Here is a 19,175-nt window from a genome sequence, read left to right on the forward strand (position 1 = left end):
AAAGCGGTGCCAATTGCTGCGCCCTCTCCCCTTGTGGGAGAGGGCAACGCCGCCATCAGCTCCAGACTCACTCGGGTGAGGGGTCGTCTCCGCGAGTCACGACCGTCTGAGTATGCCGAGAGAACCCCTCACCCGGCGCGCCTTCGCTGCGCTCATGCGCACCACCCTCTCCCACAAGGGGAGAGGGTGCACCGAGTATGACGCGCTAGACGGGCTCAATCAAACAAGCTCATCAGCTAATTCAACCTACGCCGCCGCGGCCATCGCGGCCTGCGCATCGGCCTTGATCCGGTTCACCATCGAGCGGAAGCCGTTGGAGCGCTGCGGGGTCAGATGCTCGCGCAGGCCGAGCTTCTCGAACAGCGCGATTGGATCGGCGGCGAGGATCTCGGGCGCGGTGCGGCCGGAGACCATCGCCAGGAGGATCGCGACCAGGCCGCGGACGATGTGGGCGTCGCTATCACCGACGAAGTCCAGCACCGGCGCTGCACCGTGGCGCACGGAGGTGGCGACCCAGACCTGGCTGGTGCAGCCCTGGACCTTGTTGGCGTCGTTGCGGTCGGCGTCGGGCAGGGGCGTCAGGCCGCGGCCGAGCTCGATGACGTAGCGGTAGCGGTCGTCCCAGTCGTCGAGCAGGGCAAAATTCTCGACGATGTCCTCGATATCCGGGTTCGCGGGAGCTGCCGTCTGCACCATCTTCAACATGATCCTCTCCTGGTCGTCTGCTGATCTCGATCCGCCTTGAGGCGCGGCTATGTCGCGAGGCTCGGCTCGGTGCCGCGGCGCGCCAGCACCGTGTCGACCGCATGGGTCACGCCGTCGAAGGTGATCGGCTTGGCGATGATCGCCTCCGCGCCCTGGCGAAGGCCCGCCAGCGCCAGCGGCGATTTGGTCGAGCCGGCGACGACGATGATGCCGGCCTGATGAAGCTTGCGGGCGAGCATGCCGACGGTCTCGGCGCCGTCGTCCTCCAGGATGCTGCTGCCGACCAGCACCGCATCCGGTGTCGCTCGTGCCGCCTTGCTCAGCGCATCCGCGGTCTCCGCGAAGGTGAAGGTCTCGTGACGCTCGCTGAGGATATAGCCGAGCGCCGAGCGGATCACCTGATCGGATTCAATGACAAAGACGCACGTCCTGCTCGACATCGAAATGCTCCTTCTGGCCCGTTCGTAAAGCGGGTTTGATCTACATCAAGCAAACTCCGTACCGCCGGCCTGAGCAGGCTTCATACATGCGCTGCGAGAGAGGATCGCTGCAGCGCTGCGTGGAGCCTGCGACGACATGTGTCGTTTCGGACAGCACGTCGCGGGAGCGTCGGGTGAAAAACCCAGATGTCGGGTTTGCAACAAGGTCATCCTAGCTTCGAGCTTGGCCGCATCTCTTTCAAAACATGGCCTTTTTAACGATTCCAAAGCTCTGGCACAGCCGTTGCAAAACTCTGGTCAGGCAAAGGTTGAGGGCTGAGTGCACGCCGACGCTTCGGACGAGCGATGCTCTCCTTCCCAATAACCCGTCTGCCGGTTCTGGAGAGAGGACGCGGTCCTGGTCATGCAAGGCGCATGCGGGACATTGGCAATCGGTTGATGGAGAGCAGAATGTCATCACTTCGACAAATCGCATTCTACGGCAAGGGCGGCATCGGCAAGTCGACGACGTCGCAGAACACTCTGGCGGCACTCGCCGAGATGGGTCATCGGATCCTGATCGTCGGCTGCGACCCCAAGGCGGATTCGACCCGCCTGATCCTGCACGCCAAGGCCCAGGACACCATCCTGAGCCTGGCCGCTGCCGCCGGCAGCGTCGAGGACCTCGAGATCGAAGAAGTCATGAAGGTCGGCTATCGCGACATTCGTTGCGTCGAGTCCGGCGGTCCGGAGCCGGGCGTCGGCTGCGCCGGCCGCGGCGTCATCACCTCGATCAACTTCCTGGAAGAGAACGGCGCCTACGAGGACATCGACTACGTGTCCTACGACGTGCTCGGCGACGTGGTCTGCGGCGGCTTCGCGATGCCGATCCGCGAGAACAAGGCGCAGGAGATCTACATTGTGATGTCCGGCGAGATGATGGCGATGTATGCCGCCAACAACATCTCGAAGGGCATTCTGAAGTATGCGAACTCCGGCGGCGTGCGCCTCGGCGGCCTGGTCTGCAACGAGCGCCAGACCGACAAGGAGCTGGAGCTGGCTGAGGCCCTCGCCAAGAAGCTCGGCACGCAGCTGATCTATTTCGTGCCGCGCGACAACATCGTGCAGCACGCCGAGCTGCGCCGCATGACCGTTCTGGAGTACGCGCCGGAGTCGGTCCAGGCCAACCACTACCGCAACCTGGCAACCAAGATCCACGGCAATGCCGGCAAGGGCATCATCCCGACCCCGATCACGATGGACGAGCTCGAGGACATGCTGATGGAGCACGGCATCATGAAGGCCGTCGACGAGAGTCAGATCGGCAAGACCGCCGCCGAGCTCGCCGCTACGGCCTAAAGCGTCACCGGTCATCCGGCCCGTCACGTCGACGGGCCGGGCGATCTCCGCAACCGATCATCGAGGAAAAAGCCAGATGAGCGTTATCGAGAAACAAAGCGTTGCCGAGATCAAGGCACGCAACAAGGAACTGATCGCCGAGGTCCTCAAGGTTTACCCTGAGAAGACCGCCAAGCGCCGCGCCAAGCATCTGAACGTCCACGAGTCCGGCAAGTCGGACTGCGGCGTCAAGTCGAACATCAAGTCGATCCCGGGTGTCATGACCATCCGTGGTTGCGCCTACGCCGGCTCGAAGGGCGTGGTCTGGGGTCCGATCAAGGACATGATCCACATCAGCCACGGCCCGGTCGGCTGCGGCCAGTACTCCTGGGCGGCGCGCCGCAACTACTACATCGGCACGACCGGCATCGACACCTTCGTCACGATGCAGTTCACCTCCGACTTCCAGGAGAAGGACATCGTGTTCGGCGGCGACAAGAAGCTCGCCAAGATCATGGACGAGATCCAGGAGCTGTTCCCGCTGAACAACGGCATCACCGTGCAGTCGGAATGCCCGATCGGCCTGATCGGCGACGACATCGAAGCGGTGTCGAAGACGAAGTCCAAGGAGTATGACGGCAAGACCATCGTCCCCGTCCGCTGCGAAGGCTTCCGCGGCGTGTCGCAGTCGCTCGGCCACCACATCGCCAACGACGCGATCCGGGACTGGGTGTTCGACAAGCTGCCAGCCGACGCCGCGCCGCGCTTCGAGCCGTCGGATTACGACGTCGCGATCATCGGCGACTACAACATCGGCGGCGACGCCTGGTCCTCGCGCATCCTGCTCGAGGAGATGGGCCTGCGGGTGATCGCCCAGTGGTCGGGCGACGGCTCGCTGGCCGAGCTCGAGGCGACGCCGAAGGCGAAGCTGAACGTGCTGCACTGCTACCGCTCGATGAACTACATCTCGCGTCACATGGAAGAGAAGTTCGGTATTCCGTGGTGCGAGTACAACTTCTTCGGGCCGAGCAAGATCGCCGAATCGCTGCGCAAGATCGCCAGCTATTTCGACGACAAGATCAAGGAAGGTGCCGAGCGCGTCATCGCCAAGTACCAGCCCTTGATGGACGCCGTGATCGCCAAGTACCGGCCGCGCCTCGAAGGCAAGACCGTGATGCTGTTCGTCGGCGGCCTGCGTCCGCGCCACGTGATCGGCGCCTACGAGGACCTCGGCATGGAGGTCGTCGGCACCGGTTACGAGTTCGCCCACAACGACGACTATCAGCGCACCGCCCAGCACTACGTCAAGGACGGCACGCTGATCTATGACGACGTGACCGGCTACGAGTTCGAGAAATTCGTCGAGAAGGTCCAGCCGGACCTGGTCGGCTCGGGCATCAAGGAAAAGTACGTGTTCCAGAAGATGGGCGTGCCGTTCCGCCAGATGCACTCCTGGGACTACTCGGGTCCCTACCATGGCTATGACGGGTTCGCGATCTTCGCCCGCGACATGGATATGGCGATCAACTCGCCGGTCTGGAAGATGACCAAGGCTCCCTGGAAGCAGGCCCCCAAGCCGCTGCTCCAGGCGGCCGAGTAACTGGCAAAGTAACCTGCACCACCCACGGCCTGGCTCTCCTTCGGCGGAGAGCCAGCGCTCCCTGATCGACACAGGAACATAGAGAGGGTTTTCCCATGACACAGTCTGCCGAACATGTGCTCGATCACTTCGAGCTTTTCCGTGGTCCCGAATACCAGCAGATGCTGGCCAACAAGAAGAAGATGTTCGAAAATCCGCGTGATCCCGCGGAAGTCGAGCGCATCCGCGAATGGGCCAAGACGCCCGAATATCGCGAGAAGAATTTTGCCCGCGAGGCGCTGACCGTCAACCCGGCCAAGGCCTGCCAGCCGCTCGGCGCCGTGTTCGTCGCCGTCGGCTTCGAGAAGACCTTGCCGTTCGTGCACGGCTCGCAGGGCTGCGTCGCCTATTATCGCAGCCATCTGTCGCGCCACTTCAAGGAGCCGAGCTCCTGCGTGTCGTCGTCGATGACCGAAGACGCAGCCGTGTTCGGCGGCCTCAACAACATGATCGACGGCCTCGCCAACGCCTACAACATGTACAAGCCGAAGATGATCGCGGTCTCGACCACCTGCATGGCGGAAGTCATCGGTGACGACCTCAACGCCTTCATCAAGACCTCGAAGGAAAAGGGCTCGGTTCCGGCCGAGTACGACGTTCCCTTCGCTCACACCCCGGCTTTCGTCGGCAGCCACGTCACCGGCTACGACAACGCGATGAAGGGCATTCTCGACCATTTCTGGGATGGCAAGGCCGGCACCGCGCCGAAGCTGGAGCGTGTTCCGAACGAGAAGATCAACTTCATCGGCGGCTTCGACGGCTACACCGTCGGCAACATCCGCGAGGTCAAGCACATCTTCGAGGAGATGGGGATCGAGTACACCATCCTCGGCGACAACTCGAACGTGTTCGACACGCCGACCGATGGCGAGTTCCGCATGTATGAGGGCGGCACGACCCTGGAAGACGCGGCCAACGCCGTCCACGCCAAGGCGACGATCTCGATGCAGCATTATTGCACCGAGAAGACGCTGCCCTTCATCGCCAACCATGGCCAGGAAACGGTTTCGTTCCATCACCCGGTCGGCGTCTCCGGCACCGACGCCTTCGTGATGGCGCTGTCGCGCATCTCGGGCAAGGAGATCCCGGAATCGCTCGCCGTCGAGCGTGGCCGCCTGGTCGACGCGATCGCCGACTCCAGCGCCCACATCCACGGCAAGAAGTTCGCGATCTATGGCGATCCGGACCTCTGCCTTGGCCTGGCGTCGTTCCTGCTGGAGCTCGGCGCCGAGCCGACCCATGTGCTCGCGACCAACGGCAACAAGGAGTGGGCGGAGCGCGTGCAGGCGGTGTTCGATGCCTCGCCGTTCGGCAAGAACTGCCACGTGTATCCCGGCAAGGATCTCTGGCACATGCGCTCGCTGCTGTTCACGGAGCCGGTCGACTTCCTGATCGGCAACACCTACGGCAAGTATCTGGAGCGCGACACCGGCACGCCGCTGATCCGCATCGGCTTCCCGATCTTCGATCGCCACCACAAGCACCGTTATCCGGTGTGGGGCTATCAGGGCGGCCTGAACGTGCTGGTCACGATCCTCGACAAGATCTTCGACGAGATCGATCGCAACACCAACGTGCCGGCCAAGTCGGACTACAGCTTCGACATCATCCGCTAAGTCACGGCGCGCGGCGGTCCCCAGGGGCCGCCGCGCTTCGCTCTGGACGATGCGGCTCGTGGGAAGGCACCAAGCCTGAGCCGCCTCATTCCACCAAGACGCGCCGAACGTCCGCCAACAGGAGAAGCCGATGAGCTCGCTGTCTGCCACGATCCAGAACGTCTTCAACGAGCCGGGTTGCGGCAAGAACGCCAACAAGTCCGAGGCCGAGCGCAAGAAGGGCTGCACCAAGCAGCTGCAGCCGGGTGGCGCGGCCGGTGGCTGCGCCTTCGACGGCGCCAAGGTCGCCCTGCAGCCGCTGACCGACGTCGCGCATCTCGTGCACGGACCGATCGCCTGCGAAGGGAATTCCTGGGACAACCGCGGCGCGGCCTCGTCTGGCTCGCAGATCTGGCGCACCGGTTTCACCACCGACATCAACGAGACCGACGTCGTGTTCGGCGGCGAGAAGCGCCTGTACAAGGCGATCAAGGAAATCATTGAGAAATACGATCCGCCGGCGGTCTTCGTCTACCAGACCTGCGTGCCCGCCATGACCGGCGACGACATCAACGCGGTCTGCAAGGCGGCTTCGGCCAAGTTCGGCAAGCCCTGCATTCCGGTCAACTCGCCCGGCTTCGTCGGCCCTAAGAATCTCGGCAACAAGCTGGCCGGCGAGGCGCTGCTCGACCACGTCATCGGCACCGTCGAGCCGGAGGTCACGACGCCCTACGACCTCAACATCATCGGCGAATACAATCTCTCCGGCGAGCTCTGGCAGGTGAAGCCGCTGTTCGACGAACTCGGCATCCGCATCTCCGCCTGCATCTCCGGTGACGGCCGCTACAAGGAGGTCGCGTCGTCGCACCGCGCCCGCGCGGCGATGATGGTGTGCTCCAAGGCGATGATCAACGTCGCCCGCAAGATGGAGGAGCGCTACGGCATTCCGTTCTTCGAGGGCTCGTTCTACGGCATCCAGGACTCCTCGGACTCGCTGCGCGAGATCGCGCGTCTCCTGGTCGAGCGCGGCGCGCCGGCGGATCTGCTGGACCGCACCGAGGCGGTGATCGCCCGCGAAGAAGCCAAAGCCTGGGCCGCGATCGAGCCGTTCAAGAAGCGGCTCACCGGCAAGAAGGTCCTGCTGATCACCGGCGGCGTGAAGTCGTGGTCGGTCGTGGCGGCGCTGCAGGAGGCCGGCATGGAGCTGGTCGGCACCTCCGTGAAGAAGTCCACCAAGGAGGACAAGGAGCGCATCAAGGAACTGATGGGCCAGGACGCTCACATGATCGACGATATGGCGCCCCGCGAGATGTACAAGATGCTCAAGGACGCCAAGGCCGACATCATGCTCTCCGGCGGCAAGTCGCAGTTCGTGGCGCTGAAGGCCGCGATGCCCTGGCTCGACATCAACCAGGAGCGCTCGCACGCCTTCATGGGCTATATCGGCATGGTGAAGCTGGTCGCCGAGATCGACAAGGCGATCTACAACCCGATGTGGGAGCAGCTGCGCAAGCGGGCGCCCTGGGAGAGCGCCAGCAACAACTGGCAGGCCAAGGCGATTGCGCAGGCCGATGCGGAAGCTGCTGCGCTCGCGGCTGATCCCGTGGCGGCGGAAGCCGCGCGCCGCGCCAAGAAGATCTGCCATTGCAAGTCGGTCGATCTCGGCACCATTGAGGATGCGATCAAGGCGCACGGCCTGACCGACGTCGCCGGCGTCCGGACCCACACCAACGCCTCGGGCGGCTGCGGCGCCTGCGCCGGCCGGGTCGAGGACATTCTTGCGGCGCAGAAGGCACCGGCTGCGCCGCTCTTGCAGGCAGCGGAATAGGGCGGCGCTCATGGCCAAGGTCACCATTGGAAAGAAGGCCTGCGCGGTCAATCCGCTCAAGATGAGCCAGCCGATCGGCGGCTCGTTCGCCTTCCTCGGCCTGCGCGGCGCGATGCCGCTGCTGCACGGCTCGCAGGGCTGCACCTCGTTCGGCCTCACTTTGTTCGTGCGCCACTTCAAGGAAGCGGTGCCGATGCAGACGACGGCGATGAGCGAGGTCGCCACTGTGCTCGGCGGCTACGAGAACGTCGAGCAGGCGATTCTCAACATCTACAAGAAGCAGAAGCCGGAGATCATCGGCATCTGCTCGACCGGCGTCACCGAGACCAAGGGCGACGACGTCGACGGCTACATCAAGCTGATCCGCGAGAAGCATCCGGAGCTCGCGACCTACCCGCTGGTCTACGTCTCGACGCCCGACTTCAAGGATGCGTTCCAGGACGGCTGGGACAAGACGGTTGCCAAGATGGTCGAGGTGCTCGTCGACAAGCCGACCTCGACCCGGCGCGATCCTGCCAGGGTCAACGTGCTGCCCGGCTGCCATTTGACACCCGGCGATATCGAGGAGCTCCGCACCATCTTCGAGGATTTCGGCCTGGAGCCCTCGTTCCTGCCGGATATCGGCGGCTCGCTCGACGGCCACATCCCCGACGAGTTCACGCCGACCACGATCGGCGGCATCGGTCTCGAAGAGATCGCGACCATGGGAAGTGCGTCCTGGACGATCGCGATCGGCGCGCAGATGAAGCGCGCGGCGGAGGCGATGCAGGCGAAGACCGGCGTGCCGTACCGGCTGTTCGAGCGGCTCTGCGGCCTGCTGCCGAACGACGAGTTCATGTCCTTCCTGAGCGAGATCTCGGGCCGTCCGGTGCCGGCGAAATATCGCCGCCAGCGCGGCCAGCTCGCGGACGCGATGCTGGACGCGCATTTTCACATCGGCGGCCGCAAGCTCGCCATCGGCGCCGAGCCGGACCTGCTGTTCGACGTCGCCAGCATGCTGCACGACATGGGCGCCGAGATCTCGGTCGCTGTCACCACCACGCAGTCGCCGGTGCTGGAGCGGATGCCCTGCGAGGAGGTGCTGATCGGCGACCTCGAGGATCTGGAGAACCTCGCCAAGGCGCGCGACTGCGGCCTGATGATAACGCATTCGCACGGCCGCCAGGCGGCGGCGCGGCTGAAGATCCCGTTCTACCGGGTCGGCTTCCCGATGTTCGACCGGCTGGGCGCTGGGCATCTGCTGACCGTCGGCTATCGCGGCACCCGCGACCTGGTGTTTGCGCTCGCCAACCTGATCATCGCCGACCGCGAGGACAACCATCAGCCGACGCCGGACACCTGGATCGATCCCTGGAAGGATTTCCAGCAGGTCTCGCCGGAGCCGGCGGTCGTGGCACCGCTGCATTGACGCGTCAGGAGAAAGGACCGACGACATGAAAGTCGCATTCGCTACCCAGGATCTGAAACGCGTCGACGCCCATTTCGGCTGGGCCAAGAACATCGCGATCTACGATCTCGATCCCGAAGGCTACCGCTTCGTCGAGACCGTCGAGTTCGACGGCGATCTCAAGGAAGACGGCAACGAGGACAAGCTGGCGCCGAAGATCGAGGCGATCAAGGATTGCGCGATCCTCTATGTCGCCGCGATCGGCGGCTCCGGCGCGGCGCGCGTGGTCGCCAACAACATCCACCCCATGAAGGTCACCCAGCCCGAGGACATCACCGATCTCCTCGGCAAGCTGCAGGCGGTGCTGAAGGGCACGCCGCCGCCGTGGCTGCGCAAAGCCTTGGCAAAAGGCCAGGAACGCGCGCTCGATTTCGAGGAATGAGGAAACGAACATGTCTGATACCGCAGTCGTAGAAGAAGTCGTCCCCGCCGAGCAGCGGCCTTTCGTCAAGGAGCTGATCAAGGTCTGGCGCGCCCAGGACACCCATGGGGCCTGGGAGGGCAAGAAGGACGTCGAGCTGCTCGAGCCCTACATCCTGGACAAGGAGAAGCGCCGTGCGCTGCCGATCATCGGCGACCCCGATCCGGAGACGATCTGGCGGCTCGAGCTGTTCTTTAACGCGATCGCGCTGTCGATCGAGAAGGCCACCGGCGTGATGATCTCGCCGATGCTGAAGATGAGCCATGAGGGCTTTGGCCGCATGGTGCTGATCGGCGGCCGGCTGATCGTGGTCAACAAGCAGCTGCGCGACGTGCACCGCTTCGGCTTCGACAATCTCGGCAAGCTGGCCGACGAGGGCGACAAGTTCGTCAAGGCCGGCGTCGAGATGATCGAGAAGTTCAAGGACGTCGCGAATTACTAACGGCGAGGATGAGAGAGATGAGCGACCTGGATACATTGAAGGCCGAGATCAAGAAGCTGTCGGCCCGCGCCATGGATGCCAAGATGAACCTGCACGATCTGTCGGAGGAACTGCCCGTCAATTGGGACCAGATCCTGCCGACCGCGCAGAAGGCGCACGAGGCATTCGCCGAGCTGGAGAAGAAGCGGGCCGAGCTGAAGAAGCTCGAGGCCGCGTAAAGCCCGCACAAGGACCTGTCACTATGTCCAATTCAACCCGCGACGGCCGCGACTGGCGGCCGGACTATCTGGTCGCCATCGACGCGGCCAAGTGCATCGGCTGCGGCCGCTGCTACAAGGTCTGCGGCCGCGAGGTGATGACCCTGAAGGGCATCAACGACGAGGGCGAGTTCGTCGAGCTCGACGACGACGAGGATGACGAGGTCGAGAAGAAGATCATGGTCATGCACGACACCGGCGCCTGCATCGGCTGCGGCGCCTGCGCCCGGGTCTGCCCGACCAACTGCCAGACCCATTCGCCGGCGTGATCCTATCGAGCGTGCGGGCATGCTGCGGATGGAAGCAAAATTCACGATCGGCCAGGTGACCCGGCACCGCGTCTACGACCTGCGCGGTGTCGTGTTCGATGTCGACCTGTCCTTCTCCGAGGAGGAAGGCTGGCGCGCCATCACGATGGACAAGCGGCTCGACAAGGAGCAGCCGTTCTATTACCTGCTCGCCGAATGCGGCGATAGCAGCTACATCGCCTATGTACCGGAGCAGAACCTGGTGGCTGACGTCTCCGGCGAGCCGGTGAAGCATCCGGATATCGGCGAGCTGTTCGATGTCGATGACGGCGGGAGCTATCACTACCGCGGGCGGATTTTCCAATAATCGACTGGATATCCAGCCATAGCCGTCATTGCGAGGAGCCGCAGGCGACGAAGCAATCCAGAATCTCCGCGCGGCCCCGGATCGCGTTGCTGTGCTCGCGATGACGATGCTTTATGAGGCACCATCTGTCCGATCGTCATTCCGGGGCGCGCACAGCGCGAGCCCGGAATCCATAACCACGAATGGGTATTGTTTTCCGAGAAGAGCGCCACGTCCATCCCGCGGCTCATCACCGCCTGTGTCTATGGATTCCGGGCTCGCGCTGCGCGCGCCCCGGAATGACGACGGAGAGAGGCGGGCGCAGGCGCCAAGCGGGGACCTACTCGATCCCCTGTTCCCGGGCCTTCCACATCGCGGCGATGCGGAAGCGTTCGTTGATCGCGGCGGGGCTGGCGAGGATCTCGCTCTGGGCGCCGGCGAAGGCGCCCTCGACGATCGCGGCTTCCTCCTTCGTCAACGTGATCCGGCCGGCCATGTGGGTCGCATCCGGCGCCGCTTCCCAGATCTTGCGGCGGTTCGGATGCAGCTTGACCTCGACCAGCTCGAACGCCTCGAGCTCGCCGTCGAGGCAGATCGCCAAGCCGATCACCTCGACCTTGCGGCCGTCCTGCGTGGTCTTGACCAACGTCTTTGCCATGCCTGTGCTCCCGTCACTGATGTCCTGAAGGTCACGCCGCCGCCGGCGTGTCGTCGAGCTGGCTCCATTCCGCCCAGGCGCCGTCATGGACGGCGACGGCGGGAACGCCGAGGCGGTACAGCGCCAGCGCCAGCATGCATGATGTGATGCCCGAGGCGCAGGTGGTGACGATCGGCTTCGCCAGATCGATGCCGGCGGCCGCGAAGCGCGCGGCGAGTGCCTCCGGCGGCAGCAGAACGCCAGTGTCGGGATCGACCAGATCGGCCCAGGGCAGGTTGATGGCGCCGGGGATGTGGCCCTGGCGCTTGAAGGTGAAGACGTCCGGCTGCGTGCCGTCGAACTTGCCGGGGCCGCGGGCGTCCACGAGCTGCGCGCCACTCTGCAGCGCGGCCTGCACCTGCGCCGAGGTCGCAACCAGCTCGGGCCGGAAGCTCGCCGTGAAGCTCGCCGGCGCCGGGCGCACCGGCGTCATCTCCGCCGGCTGCTTCTCCTTGGTCCATTTGCCGAAGCCGCCGTCGAGCAGGGCAACGTTATCGTGGCCGAAGACGCGGAACATCCACCACACGCGGCCTGCGGCCGAACCGCCATAGTGGCGGTCATAGACGATGACGCGATCGGCATTGCTGATGCCGAGCAGCCCGACCTTGTGGGCGAAATCCTCCGCCGTCGGCAGCATATGCGGCAGCGGGTTGGTCTTGTCGGCGACCTGGTCGATGTCGAAATGTACCGAGCCCGGCAGGTGCCGGCCGCGATATTGCGTACGGCCGTCGAGATTGGTGCTCGGGTGATGCCAGGTGCAATCGAGGATCTTGATGCCGGGATCGGCGAGATGCTGCGCCAGCCATTCGGAGCTGACCAGGGCGTCTGATGGATCTCTGCTCATGCATGCGCTCTCGATGAGGGGCCAACGGAAAGGCTGACGCGGACGCGCGTCAGAGCGTCTTCGGCATCGCGTAGCCCGGGCGCGGATGGCTGTCGTAATATTCCGGGCGCTCCGGCCAGCCGCCATCGGCGATGATCTTGAAGGTCGCGACCGTCACCGGCGCGCCGGGCGAGCAGGACACTTCGGTGAACTTGATCTCGCGCTCGCCGGGGCCGGCCGAGAAATCGGCGACCGTGGTGCCGTCGGCCTTGCGGGCGCGGGCGAAGCCGGGCGTGCCGACGGTGGCGGCGGGCACGGCGGCGGCGACGAAATTCGGCTGCTCCAGGCCGTCGACCGCGGGTCCGAAAGCGGGCGAGCCGAAGGTGAAGGTCGCGAGTACGCCGCTGCGGTCGACCGCCTTGTCGGCGGTGGTCGGACGCGCCACCGAGTAGACGGTCAGCGTGCCGCCGTCCAAAGCGGCCTTGATGTCGTCGAGCGAGCTTTCGACGAAGTCCAATGTCACGTTCATGTCGATCTCCTTACAAAGAGAGGCCTTTGCAGGAGAAATTTTCAAGTTCTGTGCCAGTCTCTCGCAACAGCGAGAAGGGACGGTCAGCGGTGGAGTTGCGCGAATCTTGCAACGTGGCTTCTCAGCGAGCCGACCGTCGCTCTCATCGCACAGAAAGCGGCAATGTCGGACATGCGCCAGACATCGATGAGGCCTGACATGACGACCGACGTCGCCTACGCCATCTGCAGCTTCAACGACATCCCGAGCCGCCGCGCCATGGGCTTCCAGCTCATGATCGTCGCGGAGGACGGCAGCCATCGCCCGTGGCCGATCTTCGTGATCCGCTGGGGCAAGCAGGTGTTCGGCTATCTGAACATGTGCCCGCACGACAAGGTGAATCTGGACTGGGAGCGCAACCAGTTCATGGACGGCAACGGCCTGCGCATCCTCTGCGGCAAGCACGGCTCGCTGTTCGAGATCGGCACCGGGATGTGTGTCGACGGCCCGTGCAAGGGCGAGAGCCTGACGCCAGTGGCGCTGTCGGTCATCGACGGCGACATCTGCGTCACCGGCGTGACCCTGGTGGAGGATGACGAGGACGACGAGGAAGAGGCCGGTATGCAGTGTGAGGAAGGCTGAGATCTCACATGAAGTCCCGGCGCGAGGGCCGGGACTTCACTTGGCGTGTGAGGAGGAGACGGCGGTCAAACCGGCCGGTTCTCGTTGCGGTTTTTCACCGGCTCCATCTTGGCCAGCGCGTCGGCATAGGCAATGAGCTCATAGCTCTCGCTGAACTTCACGGCGGCGTCGAGGACGTAGTCCAGCTTGCCGGCGGTATCGAGCTTCTTGATGTCGTTCTTGTCGATCGACAACAGATCCATCATCTCCTTCCAGACCGTCGATTCATCGCACGGCAGGACGTAGAACGTCACGTCGCCCATCTTGATGCGATACTTCGCCAGCAGGTCGATGTTGTTGCAGAACATGAAGTAGCTGCCGTCAGGCTTCAGCAGGCCCTTGAGCACCTCCACCGCCGTCTCGAGATAGGCGAGCGAGTGGATGTAGCCGACCAGCACAGGAATCGTCGGCTCGCCGTCATTGACGATCGTCAGCACCTGCTCGATCGAGAAATCCGGCGGGCGCTTCTCGTCGGCGACCTGGGTCTGGAATTTCAGCGCGATGTCGCCGCGGAAGCCGAACCGGCCGGGCTTCGTGGTCGGCGCCTTCAACACGGCGTTGAGCAGCCGTCCTTCCTTGTCGAGCTGCGCGAGCGCGGTGGTCTCGATCGCAACCGTCTTCTCCAATGTCGTCATCAGCAATCCCCTCGCATGTCCTTCATGAGCCGTTCGCCGCACGGCGCGGTCAAAAGGGCGGTGATGCAAGTTGTCTGCCGATGTTTGTTGCGCGTTGATTTGCTTGAGATTTTCGTCCGCCGGGCCGGCCGATTGTCGCGTTTGCGCCGCGACATTCTGACGTCACGGGCGCGACACGACGCGAGGCGCGCCTGTCGCAAAGCCGACACGCGTCGGAAACGCCACAGCGACATCGCGAAAAGCCGTGTTCTTTCAGGCGATTGATGCATGGCACGAGACTTGCCAATTCCGTTCGCAACAGCCGAATGGGAAAGGCCAGACGATGATGATCAACCTGACCGACAGCGCCATCAATGCGGTCCGCAACGCGATCACGACCTCCGACAAGCCGGTCGACGGCCTGCGGATCATGGTCGAAGCCGGCGGCTGCGCCGGGCTCAAATACAACATGGGCCTCGTCAGCGGCAGCGAGCCCGAGGACACGGTGATCGAGCGCGAGGGCGTGCGCGTGCTCGTCGATCACAAGAGCCTCGAATATCTCGAGGGCACGACGATCGATTTCGTCGTCGCGCTGGAGGGCTCCGGCTTCACCTTCGAGAACCCCAACGCCAAGTCGAGCTGCGGCTGCGGCAAGTCCTTCGCCTGAGCCGTCGTTCGCTTAAATCCTTCGCTTGATCCATCAACACGAGAGAAGTGACATCATGCTGGTCGAAACCCAGGGCGTCGTCGAGGCGCCGGCTCAGATGAGCGAACGCGAGCGGATCATCCGGGCCGTGATCGAGGAGGTTCGTCCGAACCTCAAGCGCGACGGCGGCGATTGCGAGCTCGTCGAGATCGACGGCAACAAGATCATGGTCAAGCTCGCCGGCGCCTGCATTTTCTGCAAGCTCGCCAGCGCGACCCTGGAAGGCATCCAGGCCCGCATGATCGAGAAGCTCGGCGAGTTCGTCCGTCTCGTTCCGGTGGCCGGCGCTGCGAAGGCGCGGCATTAAGGAGCGGCCGTGCGTCCGGTGTATCTCGACAACAACGCCACGACGCGCGTCGACCCTGAGGTCGTCGCGGCGATGTTGCCGTTCTTCACGGACCAGTTCGGCAATGCCTCGTCCTCGCATGCCTTCGGCAGCGAGGTCGCGGGCGTCGTCCGCCAGGCGCGCAAGAGCCTGCAGGCGCTGCTCGGCACCGCGTTCGACCACGAGATCGTCTACACCTCGGGCGGGACGGAATCCGACAACACCGCGATCCTCTCGGCGCTCGAGACTCAAGAGGGCCGCGACGAGATCGTCACCACCGCGGTCGAGCATCCCGCGATCCTGACGCTGGTCGAGTATCTCCGCGACAAGCGTGGAATGACGGTGCACCTGATCGGTGTCGATGCCGCCGGGCGGCTCGATGTCGACGCCTACAAGCGCGCGCTGGGGCCGCGCACCGCGATCGCCTCCGTGATGTGGGCGAACAACGAGACCGGTACTCTGAATCCGATTCCGGAACTTGCCAAGCTTGCACATGAGGCTGGCGCGCTGTTCCATACCGACGCCGTGCAGGCGGTCGGCAAGATCGCCATCGACCTGAAATCCGCCGGCGTCGACATGCTGTCGCTGTCCGGACACAAGCTGCACGGGCCGAAGGGCATCGGTGCGCTGTATGTCAGGAAGGGCACGCCGTTCGCGCCGCTGGTGCGCGGCGGCCCGCAGGAGCGCCGCCGGCGTGGCGGCACCGAGAACGTTCCCGCCATCATCGGCCTCGGCAAGGCGGCCGAACTTGCCGCAAAGCATCTCGCCGACGAGCAGGGGCGTGTCCGCGCGCTGCGCGACCGGCTGGAGCAGGGCATCATCCAGGGCGTCGGCCATTGCGCCGTGCTCGGCGATCCCGATCAGCGGCTGCCGAACACCGCCAACATTGCCTTCCGGCATCTCGAAGGCGAGCCGATCGTGATGCGGTTGAACCAGGCCGGCATCGCCGCCTCGCTGGGATCTGCCTGCGCTTCCGGCTCTATGGAGCCGTCGCATGTGCTCAGGGCGATGAACGTACCGCCGGAGCTGCTGCGCGGCGCGGTCCGCTTCTCGCTGTCGCGTGACACCACGGACGACGACATCACGCGTGTGCTTGCCGTGCTGCCCGACATCGTCGGCCGTCTCCGCGAGACCTCGCCGGCCTGGCTGCAGCATTACCCCTCGCACGCGGCGGACGCCGTTCGATCCACGGAGCTTACGTAATGAAAGTCATGATCCGCCGCTCGCCGGAAACCGGCCTCTCCATCTACGTCCCCAAGAAGGATTTGGAGGAGCCGATCGTCGAGACCGAGCACGAGACCCTGTGGGGCGGCTGGATCCGCATCGCCAATGGCTGGGTGCTCGAGCTGCCGCAGATGGCCGCCGACACGCGGCTGCCGATCACGATCAATGCGCGCAAGCGCGGTGGAGAAGGGGACGAGTGATGAACGCGCCGCTTCCTCATATCGACATCATCAAGCAGGCCGACGCCGAGGCGCTGCTGAAGGACGTCGTCGCCAAGCTCAAGGCTGGCAAAATCGTTCCGTTTCTCGGTCCCGCGGTGTCGGAGCAGTCCGGCGCCCCCGTGCCGATGAATCCGGAGGCGCTGGCCGCGTTCTTCGGCACCAAGGTGGCGCTGCCGCGTCGCGCGAAGGGCAATGCCTGGGCCTCGGCACAGCACATCGAGAGCACGCGCCATCGCTCGACGGTGACGGCGCTGATGTCGGAAGCTTTCGCCGCGCCGGTTGCGCCGACGCCGCTGCAGCAGCATCTCGCGTCGCTGCCGCTGCCGATGATCGTCGACAGCTGGTATGACGGCGCAATGCGCACCGCGTTGGCCGGCCGCAGCGATTGGGGCGAGGTCCAGGGCATCACCCGCGCCCATATCGGCGAAGACCGCTGGTATCGCTTCTATGGCGCGGATGGCGGCGAGAGCGATCGCGAGAAGGCCAACGGCTGGACCACGCTGCTGTACAAGCCGCATGGCGGCATCACGCCGGCGAAGAATTTCCTCATCACCGACGCCGACTATGTCGAGGTCCTGACCGACATCGACATCCAGACGCCGATTCCCGACACCGTCAAGGATCGCCGCACCGACCGCGGCTTCCTGTTCATCGGCTGCCGCTTCAACGACCAGCTGCTGCGTACCTATGGCCGCCAGGTCATCAAGCGCTCGGGCAGCGAGCACTACGTCCTGGTCGAGCCGGATACGCTGTCGAAGAACGAGCTGAAATTCTTCATCGCCGAGCGGCTGACGCCGATCGCGATCCCGCTCGCCCGCGCCACCGAGATCATCATCGGCGGCTGAACGCGATCCGTTGCAATCACGAACAGCGCGGCCCAAGGCCGCGCTGTTTTGCTGTGCGTCCGCGCGTCGTTCGAGTCTGTAACGTTTCTAACAACGCATCAAACGAGAGGCTTTCGCATGTTGGCAAGGCGACAGCCGCGATGATTTTGCTAAGGCGTTGATAGTTCGCAAGAATGATCTTGTCCACGGCGTGGCACGCGAGTTGCTGAACTCCTTACCAAGGCGGTTTGCGGCTCGCCAGCAACGTTAAGGAGCGGACATGGACGCGTCAGTGCAGCACGAACAGGCGACGATACCGGACGGCGACAAGCTGAGCTCGGTGATGCAGACCATCGCAGAACACAAGGGCTGCGGCACCTCGGGCGGCAGCGGCAAGGCGAGCTGCGGCTCGGGTGCCGGCGAGAACGACCTGCCGCCGGAGATCTGGGAGAAGGTGAAGAACCATCCCTGCTACAGCGAGGAGGCGCATCACCACTACGCGCGCATGCATGTCGCCGTGGCGCCCGCCTGCAACATCCAGTGCAACTACTGCAATCGCAAATATGACTGCGCCAACGAGTCGCGTCCGGGCGTCGTCAGCGAGAAGCTCTCGCCGGAGCAGGCCGCCAAGAAGGTGCTGGCCGTCGCCTCGACCATTCCGCAGATGACCGTGCTCGGCATCGCCGGCCCGGGCGATCCGCTCGCCAACCCCGAGAAGACCTTCAAGACTTTCGAGCTGATCGCGCGCACCGCGCCCGACATCAAGCTCTGCCTCTCGACCAACGGTCTCGCGCTGCCCGACCATGTCGACACCATCGCCGGCTTCAACGTCGACCACGTCACGATCACCATCAACATGGTCGATCCCGAGATCGGCGCCAAGATCTATCCCTGGGTGTTCTGGAAGCACAAGCGCTACACCGGCGTCGAAGCCGCGAAGCTGCTGACCGACCGCCAGCTGCAGGGCCTGGAGATGCTGACCGAGCGCGGCATCCTCTGCAAGGTCAACTCGGTGATGATCCCCGGCGTCAACGACAAGCACCTCGTCGAGGTCAACAAGGCGGTGAAGTCGCGTGGCGCCTTCCTGCACAACATCATGCCGCTGATCTCCTCGCCCGAGCATGGCACCGTGTTCGGCCTAACCGGCCAGCGCGGCCCGACCGCGCAGGAGCTCAAGGCCCTGCAGGACGAGTGCGAAGGCGAGATGAACATGATGCGGCACTGCCGCCAGTGCCGCGCCGACGCCGTCGGCCTGCTCGGCGAGGACCGCTCGGCGGAGTTCACCACCGACAAGATCATGGCGATGGAGGTGAACTACGACATCGACAGCCGCAAGGCCTATCAGGAGGCGGTCGAAAGCGAGCGCGTCGCCAAGGTCGTCGCCCGCCAGGAGGAGCTTGCTTCGCTCGCCGGCCAGTCCAGCGACATCAAGCTGCTGGTCGCGGTGGCGACCAAGGGCTCGGGCCTGATCAACGAGCATTTCGGCCACGCCAAGGAGTTCCAGGTCTACGAACTCTCCACGGCCGGTGCGAAGTTCGTCGGTCACCGCCGCGTCGATTTGTACTGCCAGGGCGGCTATGGCGACGAGGACAGCCTGGAGACCGTGATCCGCGCCATCAACGACTGCCATGCGGTGTTCGTGGCCAAGATCGGCGGCTGCCCGAAGAGCGACCTGCAGGCCGCCGGCATCGAGCCGGTCGACCAGTTCGCCCACGAGTTCATCGAGAAGTCGGCGATCGCTTGGTTCAAGAGCTATCTCGACAAGGTCAACAGCGGCGAGATCCAGCACGTCGTGCGCGGTGACGCCGAGATCCGCCAGGGCGCTCTGACCTCGGCGGCGTGAGATCCGATCCCGGCGGCGCTCCGG

General features: G+C 64.4%; 23 protein-coding genes. 17 read left to right on the plus strand and 6 right to left on the minus strand.

Annotated features, from left to right (window positions below):
• Nucleotides 1-246: 246 nt before the first annotated feature.
• Both ACQR0Z_RS08625 and ACQR0Z_RS08630 read right to left on the minus strand, forming a co-directional pair.
• Nucleotides 247-705, minus strand: a complete 459-nt coding sequence (locus ACQR0Z_RS08625) for a SufE family protein (RefSeq protein WP_434918345.1) — start codon at nucleotides 703-705, stop codon at nucleotides 247-249.
• A 47-nt stretch (nucleotides 706-752) separates the two neighbouring features.
• Nucleotides 753-1,145: a response regulator gene (locus ACQR0Z_RS08630; protein ID WP_434876481.1), complete on the minus strand. Its 393-nt coding sequence runs from the start codon at nucleotides 1,143-1,145 to the stop codon at nucleotides 753-755.
• A gap of 450 nt (nucleotides 1,146-1,595) precedes the next feature.
• On the opposite strand from ACQR0Z_RS08630, the gene nifH reads away from it, so the two are divergent.
• From nifH to hspQ, 10 genes are all read left to right on the plus strand, one after another.
• Entirely contained in the window at nucleotides 1,596-2,483 is an 888-nt protein-coding gene (nifH, locus tag ACQR0Z_RS08635; protein WP_006609655.1) for a nitrogenase iron protein, read from the plus strand.
• A 76-nt stretch (nucleotides 2,484-2,559) separates the two neighbouring features.
• Nucleotides 2,560-4,062, plus strand: coding sequence for a nitrogenase molybdenum-iron protein alpha chain (gene nifD, locus ACQR0Z_RS08640; RefSeq protein WP_012045819.1), 1,503 nt, complete (start codon nucleotides 2,560-2,562; stop codon nucleotides 4,060-4,062).
• Between the two features lie 95 nt (nucleotides 4,063-4,157).
• The gene (gene nifK, locus ACQR0Z_RS08645) at nucleotides 4,158-5,717 is read left to right on the plus strand and encodes a nitrogenase molybdenum-iron protein subunit beta (protein WP_012029031.1); all 1,560 of its coding nucleotides are present in this window, start codon (nucleotides 4,158-4,160) and stop codon (nucleotides 5,715-5,717) included.
• Nucleotides 5,718-5,847: 130 nt separating this feature from the next.
• A complete protein-coding gene (gene nifE, locus ACQR0Z_RS08650) occupies nucleotides 5,848-7,524 on the plus strand; it encodes a nitrogenase iron-molybdenum cofactor biosynthesis protein NifE (protein ID WP_434859259.1) in 1,677 nt (558 codons plus the stop codon).
• Nucleotides 7,525-7,534: 10 nt separating this feature from the next.
• A complete protein-coding gene (gene nifN, locus ACQR0Z_RS08655; protein WP_434918346.1) occupies nucleotides 7,535-8,932 on the plus strand; it encodes a nitrogenase iron-molybdenum cofactor biosynthesis protein NifN in 1,398 nt (465 codons plus the stop codon).
• Between the two features lie 25 nt (nucleotides 8,933-8,957).
• Entirely contained in the window at nucleotides 8,958-9,353 is a 396-nt protein-coding gene (gene nifX / locus ACQR0Z_RS08660) for a nitrogen fixation protein NifX (protein ID WP_172134705.1), read from the plus strand.
• Between the two features lie 10 nt (nucleotides 9,354-9,363).
• On the plus strand, nucleotides 9,364-9,834 hold the full coding sequence (locus tag ACQR0Z_RS08665) for a NifX-associated nitrogen fixation protein (protein WP_006609661.1): 471 nt from the start codon (nucleotides 9,364-9,366) through the stop codon (nucleotides 9,832-9,834).
• 17 nt (nucleotides 9,835-9,851) lie between these two features.
• Nucleotides 9,852-10,052, plus strand: coding sequence for a CCE_0567 family metalloprotein (locus ACQR0Z_RS08670; RefSeq protein WP_009032148.1), 201 nt, complete (start codon nucleotides 9,852-9,854; stop codon nucleotides 10,050-10,052).
• Between the two features lie 23 nt (nucleotides 10,053-10,075).
• Nucleotides 10,076-10,360: a ferredoxin III, nif-specific gene (gene fdxB / locus ACQR0Z_RS08675; RefSeq protein ID WP_434859261.1), complete on the plus strand. Its 285-nt coding sequence runs from the start codon at nucleotides 10,076-10,078 to the stop codon at nucleotides 10,358-10,360.
• 19 nt (nucleotides 10,361-10,379) lie between these two features.
• The gene (gene hspQ / locus ACQR0Z_RS08680) at nucleotides 10,380-10,706 is read left to right on the plus strand and encodes a heat shock protein HspQ (protein ID WP_172115369.1); all 327 of its coding nucleotides are present in this window, start codon (nucleotides 10,380-10,382) and stop codon (nucleotides 10,704-10,706) included.
• 319 nt (nucleotides 10,707-11,025) lie between these two features.
• On the opposite strand, the gene ACQR0Z_RS08685 is transcribed toward hspQ, so the two are convergent.
• From ACQR0Z_RS08685 to ACQR0Z_RS08695, 3 genes are read right to left on the minus strand one after another with little or no spacing between them, the layout of a single operon-like run.
• The gene (locus tag ACQR0Z_RS08685) at nucleotides 11,026-11,343 is read right to left on the minus strand and encodes a hypothetical protein (protein ID WP_008965769.1); all 318 of its coding nucleotides are present in this window, start codon (nucleotides 11,341-11,343) and stop codon (nucleotides 11,026-11,028) included.
• 31 nt (nucleotides 11,344-11,374) lie between these two features.
• Nucleotides 11,375-12,226 (minus strand): sulfurtransferase, encoded by an 852-nt coding sequence (locus ACQR0Z_RS08690; protein WP_434918347.1) that lies wholly within the window; start codon nucleotides 12,224-12,226, stop codon nucleotides 11,375-11,377.
• A 49-nt stretch (nucleotides 12,227-12,275) separates the two neighbouring features.
• On the minus strand, nucleotides 12,276-12,734 hold the full coding sequence (locus ACQR0Z_RS08695; RefSeq protein ID WP_434918348.1) for a hypothetical protein: 459 nt from the start codon (nucleotides 12,732-12,734) through the stop codon (nucleotides 12,276-12,278).
• Nucleotides 12,735-12,932: 198 nt separating this feature from the next.
• On the opposite strand from ACQR0Z_RS08695, the gene ACQR0Z_RS08700 reads away from it, so the two are divergent.
• Nucleotides 12,933-13,355 carry a Rieske (2Fe-2S) protein gene (locus ACQR0Z_RS08700; protein ID WP_035654868.1) on the plus strand — a complete coding sequence of 141 codons (423 nt, stop codon included), beginning with the start codon at nucleotides 12,933-12,935 and terminating at the stop codon, nucleotides 13,353-13,355.
• Nucleotides 13,356-13,420: 65 nt separating this feature from the next.
• Here the strand turns inward: ACQR0Z_RS08700 and ACQR0Z_RS08705 are convergent, their stop codons facing one another.
• The gene (locus ACQR0Z_RS08705) at nucleotides 13,421-14,029 is read right to left on the minus strand and encodes a hypothetical protein (RefSeq protein WP_434918349.1); all 609 of its coding nucleotides are present in this window, start codon (nucleotides 14,027-14,029) and stop codon (nucleotides 13,421-13,423) included.
• Between the two features lie 325 nt (nucleotides 14,030-14,354).
• On the opposite strand from ACQR0Z_RS08705, the gene ACQR0Z_RS08710 reads away from it, so the two are divergent.
• From ACQR0Z_RS08710 to nifB, 6 genes are all read left to right on the plus strand, one after another.
• Nucleotides 14,355-14,675 (plus strand): HesB/IscA family protein, encoded by a 321-nt coding sequence (locus tag ACQR0Z_RS08710; protein ID WP_008960276.1) that lies wholly within the window; start codon nucleotides 14,355-14,357, stop codon nucleotides 14,673-14,675.
• Between the two features lie 55 nt (nucleotides 14,676-14,730).
• A complete protein-coding gene (locus ACQR0Z_RS08715) occupies nucleotides 14,731-15,021 on the plus strand; it encodes a NifU family protein (protein ID WP_009032140.1) in 291 nt (96 codons plus the stop codon).
• 9 nt (nucleotides 15,022-15,030) lie between these two features.
• Nucleotides 15,031-16,242 carry a cysteine desulfurase NifS gene (gene nifS / locus ACQR0Z_RS08720; RefSeq protein ID WP_434918350.1) on the plus strand — a complete coding sequence of 404 codons (1,212 nt, stop codon included), beginning with the start codon at nucleotides 15,031-15,033 and terminating at the stop codon, nucleotides 16,240-16,242.
• On the plus strand, nucleotides 16,242-16,463 hold the full coding sequence (gene nifT / locus ACQR0Z_RS08725; protein ID WP_012029022.1) for a putative nitrogen fixation protein NifT: 222 nt from the start codon (nucleotides 16,242-16,244) through the stop codon (nucleotides 16,461-16,463). Before nifS ends, nifT begins: the two co-directional genes overlap by 1 nt.
• Nucleotides 16,463-17,329: an SIR2 family NAD-dependent protein deacylase gene (locus ACQR0Z_RS08730; protein ID WP_434918351.1), complete on the plus strand. Its 867-nt coding sequence runs from the start codon at nucleotides 16,463-16,465 to the stop codon at nucleotides 17,327-17,329. The genes nifT and ACQR0Z_RS08730 overlap by 1 nt, the downstream gene beginning before the upstream one ends.
• Nucleotides 17,330-17,588: 259 nt before the next feature.
• Nucleotides 17,589-19,151 carry a nitrogenase cofactor biosynthesis protein NifB gene (nifB, locus tag ACQR0Z_RS08735; RefSeq protein ID WP_008960281.1) on the plus strand — a complete coding sequence of 521 codons (1,563 nt, stop codon included), beginning with the start codon at nucleotides 17,589-17,591 and terminating at the stop codon, nucleotides 19,149-19,151.
• Nucleotides 19,152-19,175 lie beyond the last annotated feature (24 nt).

Origin of the sequence: Bradyrhizobium sp. HKCCYLS3077 (assembly GCF_051167555.1) — a bacterium.
In the GTDB taxonomy this organism is placed as follows: Bacteria; Pseudomonadota; Alphaproteobacteria; order Rhizobiales; family Xanthobacteraceae; genus Bradyrhizobium.

Bases quoted from the DNA above. Each gene is read 5' to 3' on its own strand.
- ACQR0Z_RS08625 (WP_434918345.1), bottom strand. From the start codon at position 705: ATGTTGAAGATGGTGCAGACGGCAGCTCCCGCGAACCCGGATATCGAG.
- ACQR0Z_RS08630 (WP_434876481.1), bottom strand. From the start codon at position 1,145: ATGTCGAGCAGGACGTGCGTCTTTGTCATTGAATCCGATCAGGTGATC.
- nifH (WP_006609655.1), top strand. From the start codon at position 1,596: ATGTCATCACTTCGACAAATCGCATTCTACGGCAAGGGCGGCATCGGC.
- nifD (WP_012045819.1), top strand. From the start codon at position 2,560: ATGAGCGTTATCGAGAAACAAAGCGTTGCCGAGATCAAGGCACGCAAC.
- nifK (WP_012029031.1), top strand. From the start codon at position 4,158: ATGACACAGTCTGCCGAACATGTGCTCGATCACTTCGAGCTTTTCCGT.
- nifE (WP_434859259.1), top strand. From the start codon at position 5,848: ATGAGCTCGCTGTCTGCCACGATCCAGAACGTCTTCAACGAGCCGGGT.
- nifN (WP_434918346.1), top strand. From the start codon at position 7,535: ATGGCCAAGGTCACCATTGGAAAGAAGGCCTGCGCGGTCAATCCGCTC.
- nifX (WP_172134705.1), top strand. From the start codon at position 8,958: ATGAAAGTCGCATTCGCTACCCAGGATCTGAAACGCGTCGACGCCCAT.
- ACQR0Z_RS08665 (WP_006609661.1), top strand. From the start codon at position 9,364: ATGTCTGATACCGCAGTCGTAGAAGAAGTCGTCCCCGCCGAGCAGCGG.
- ACQR0Z_RS08670 (WP_009032148.1), top strand. From the start codon at position 9,852: ATGAGCGACCTGGATACATTGAAGGCCGAGATCAAGAAGCTGTCGGCC.
- fdxB (WP_434859261.1), top strand. From the start codon at position 10,076: ATGTCCAATTCAACCCGCGACGGCCGCGACTGGCGGCCGGACTATCTG.
- hspQ (WP_172115369.1), top strand. From the start codon at position 10,380: ATGCTGCGGATGGAAGCAAAATTCACGATCGGCCAGGTGACCCGGCAC.
- ACQR0Z_RS08685 (WP_008965769.1), bottom strand. From the start codon at position 11,343: ATGGCAAAGACGTTGGTCAAGACCACGCAGGACGGCCGCAAGGTCGAG.
- ACQR0Z_RS08690 (WP_434918347.1), bottom strand. From the start codon at position 12,226: ATGAGCAGAGATCCATCAGACGCCCTGGTCAGCTCCGAATGGCTGGCG.
- ACQR0Z_RS08695 (WP_434918348.1), bottom strand. From the start codon at position 12,734: ATGAACGTGACATTGGACTTCGTCGAAAGCTCGCTCGACGACATCAAG.
- ACQR0Z_RS08700 (WP_035654868.1), top strand. From the start codon at position 12,933: ATGACGACCGACGTCGCCTACGCCATCTGCAGCTTCAACGACATCCCG.
- ACQR0Z_RS08705 (WP_434918349.1), bottom strand. From the start codon at position 14,029: ATGACGACATTGGAGAAGACGGTTGCGATCGAGACCACCGCGCTCGCG.
- ACQR0Z_RS08710 (WP_008960276.1), top strand. From the start codon at position 14,355: ATGATCAACCTGACCGACAGCGCCATCAATGCGGTCCGCAACGCGATC.
- ACQR0Z_RS08715 (WP_009032140.1), top strand. From the start codon at position 14,731: ATGCTGGTCGAAACCCAGGGCGTCGTCGAGGCGCCGGCTCAGATGAGC.
- nifT (WP_012029022.1), top strand. From the start codon at position 16,242: ATGAAAGTCATGATCCGCCGCTCGCCGGAAACCGGCCTCTCCATCTAC.
- ACQR0Z_RS08730 (WP_434918351.1), top strand. From the start codon at position 16,463: ATGAACGCGCCGCTTCCTCATATCGACATCATCAAGCAGGCCGACGCC.
- nifB (WP_008960281.1), top strand. From the start codon at position 17,589: ATGGACGCGTCAGTGCAGCACGAACAGGCGACGATACCGGACGGCGAC.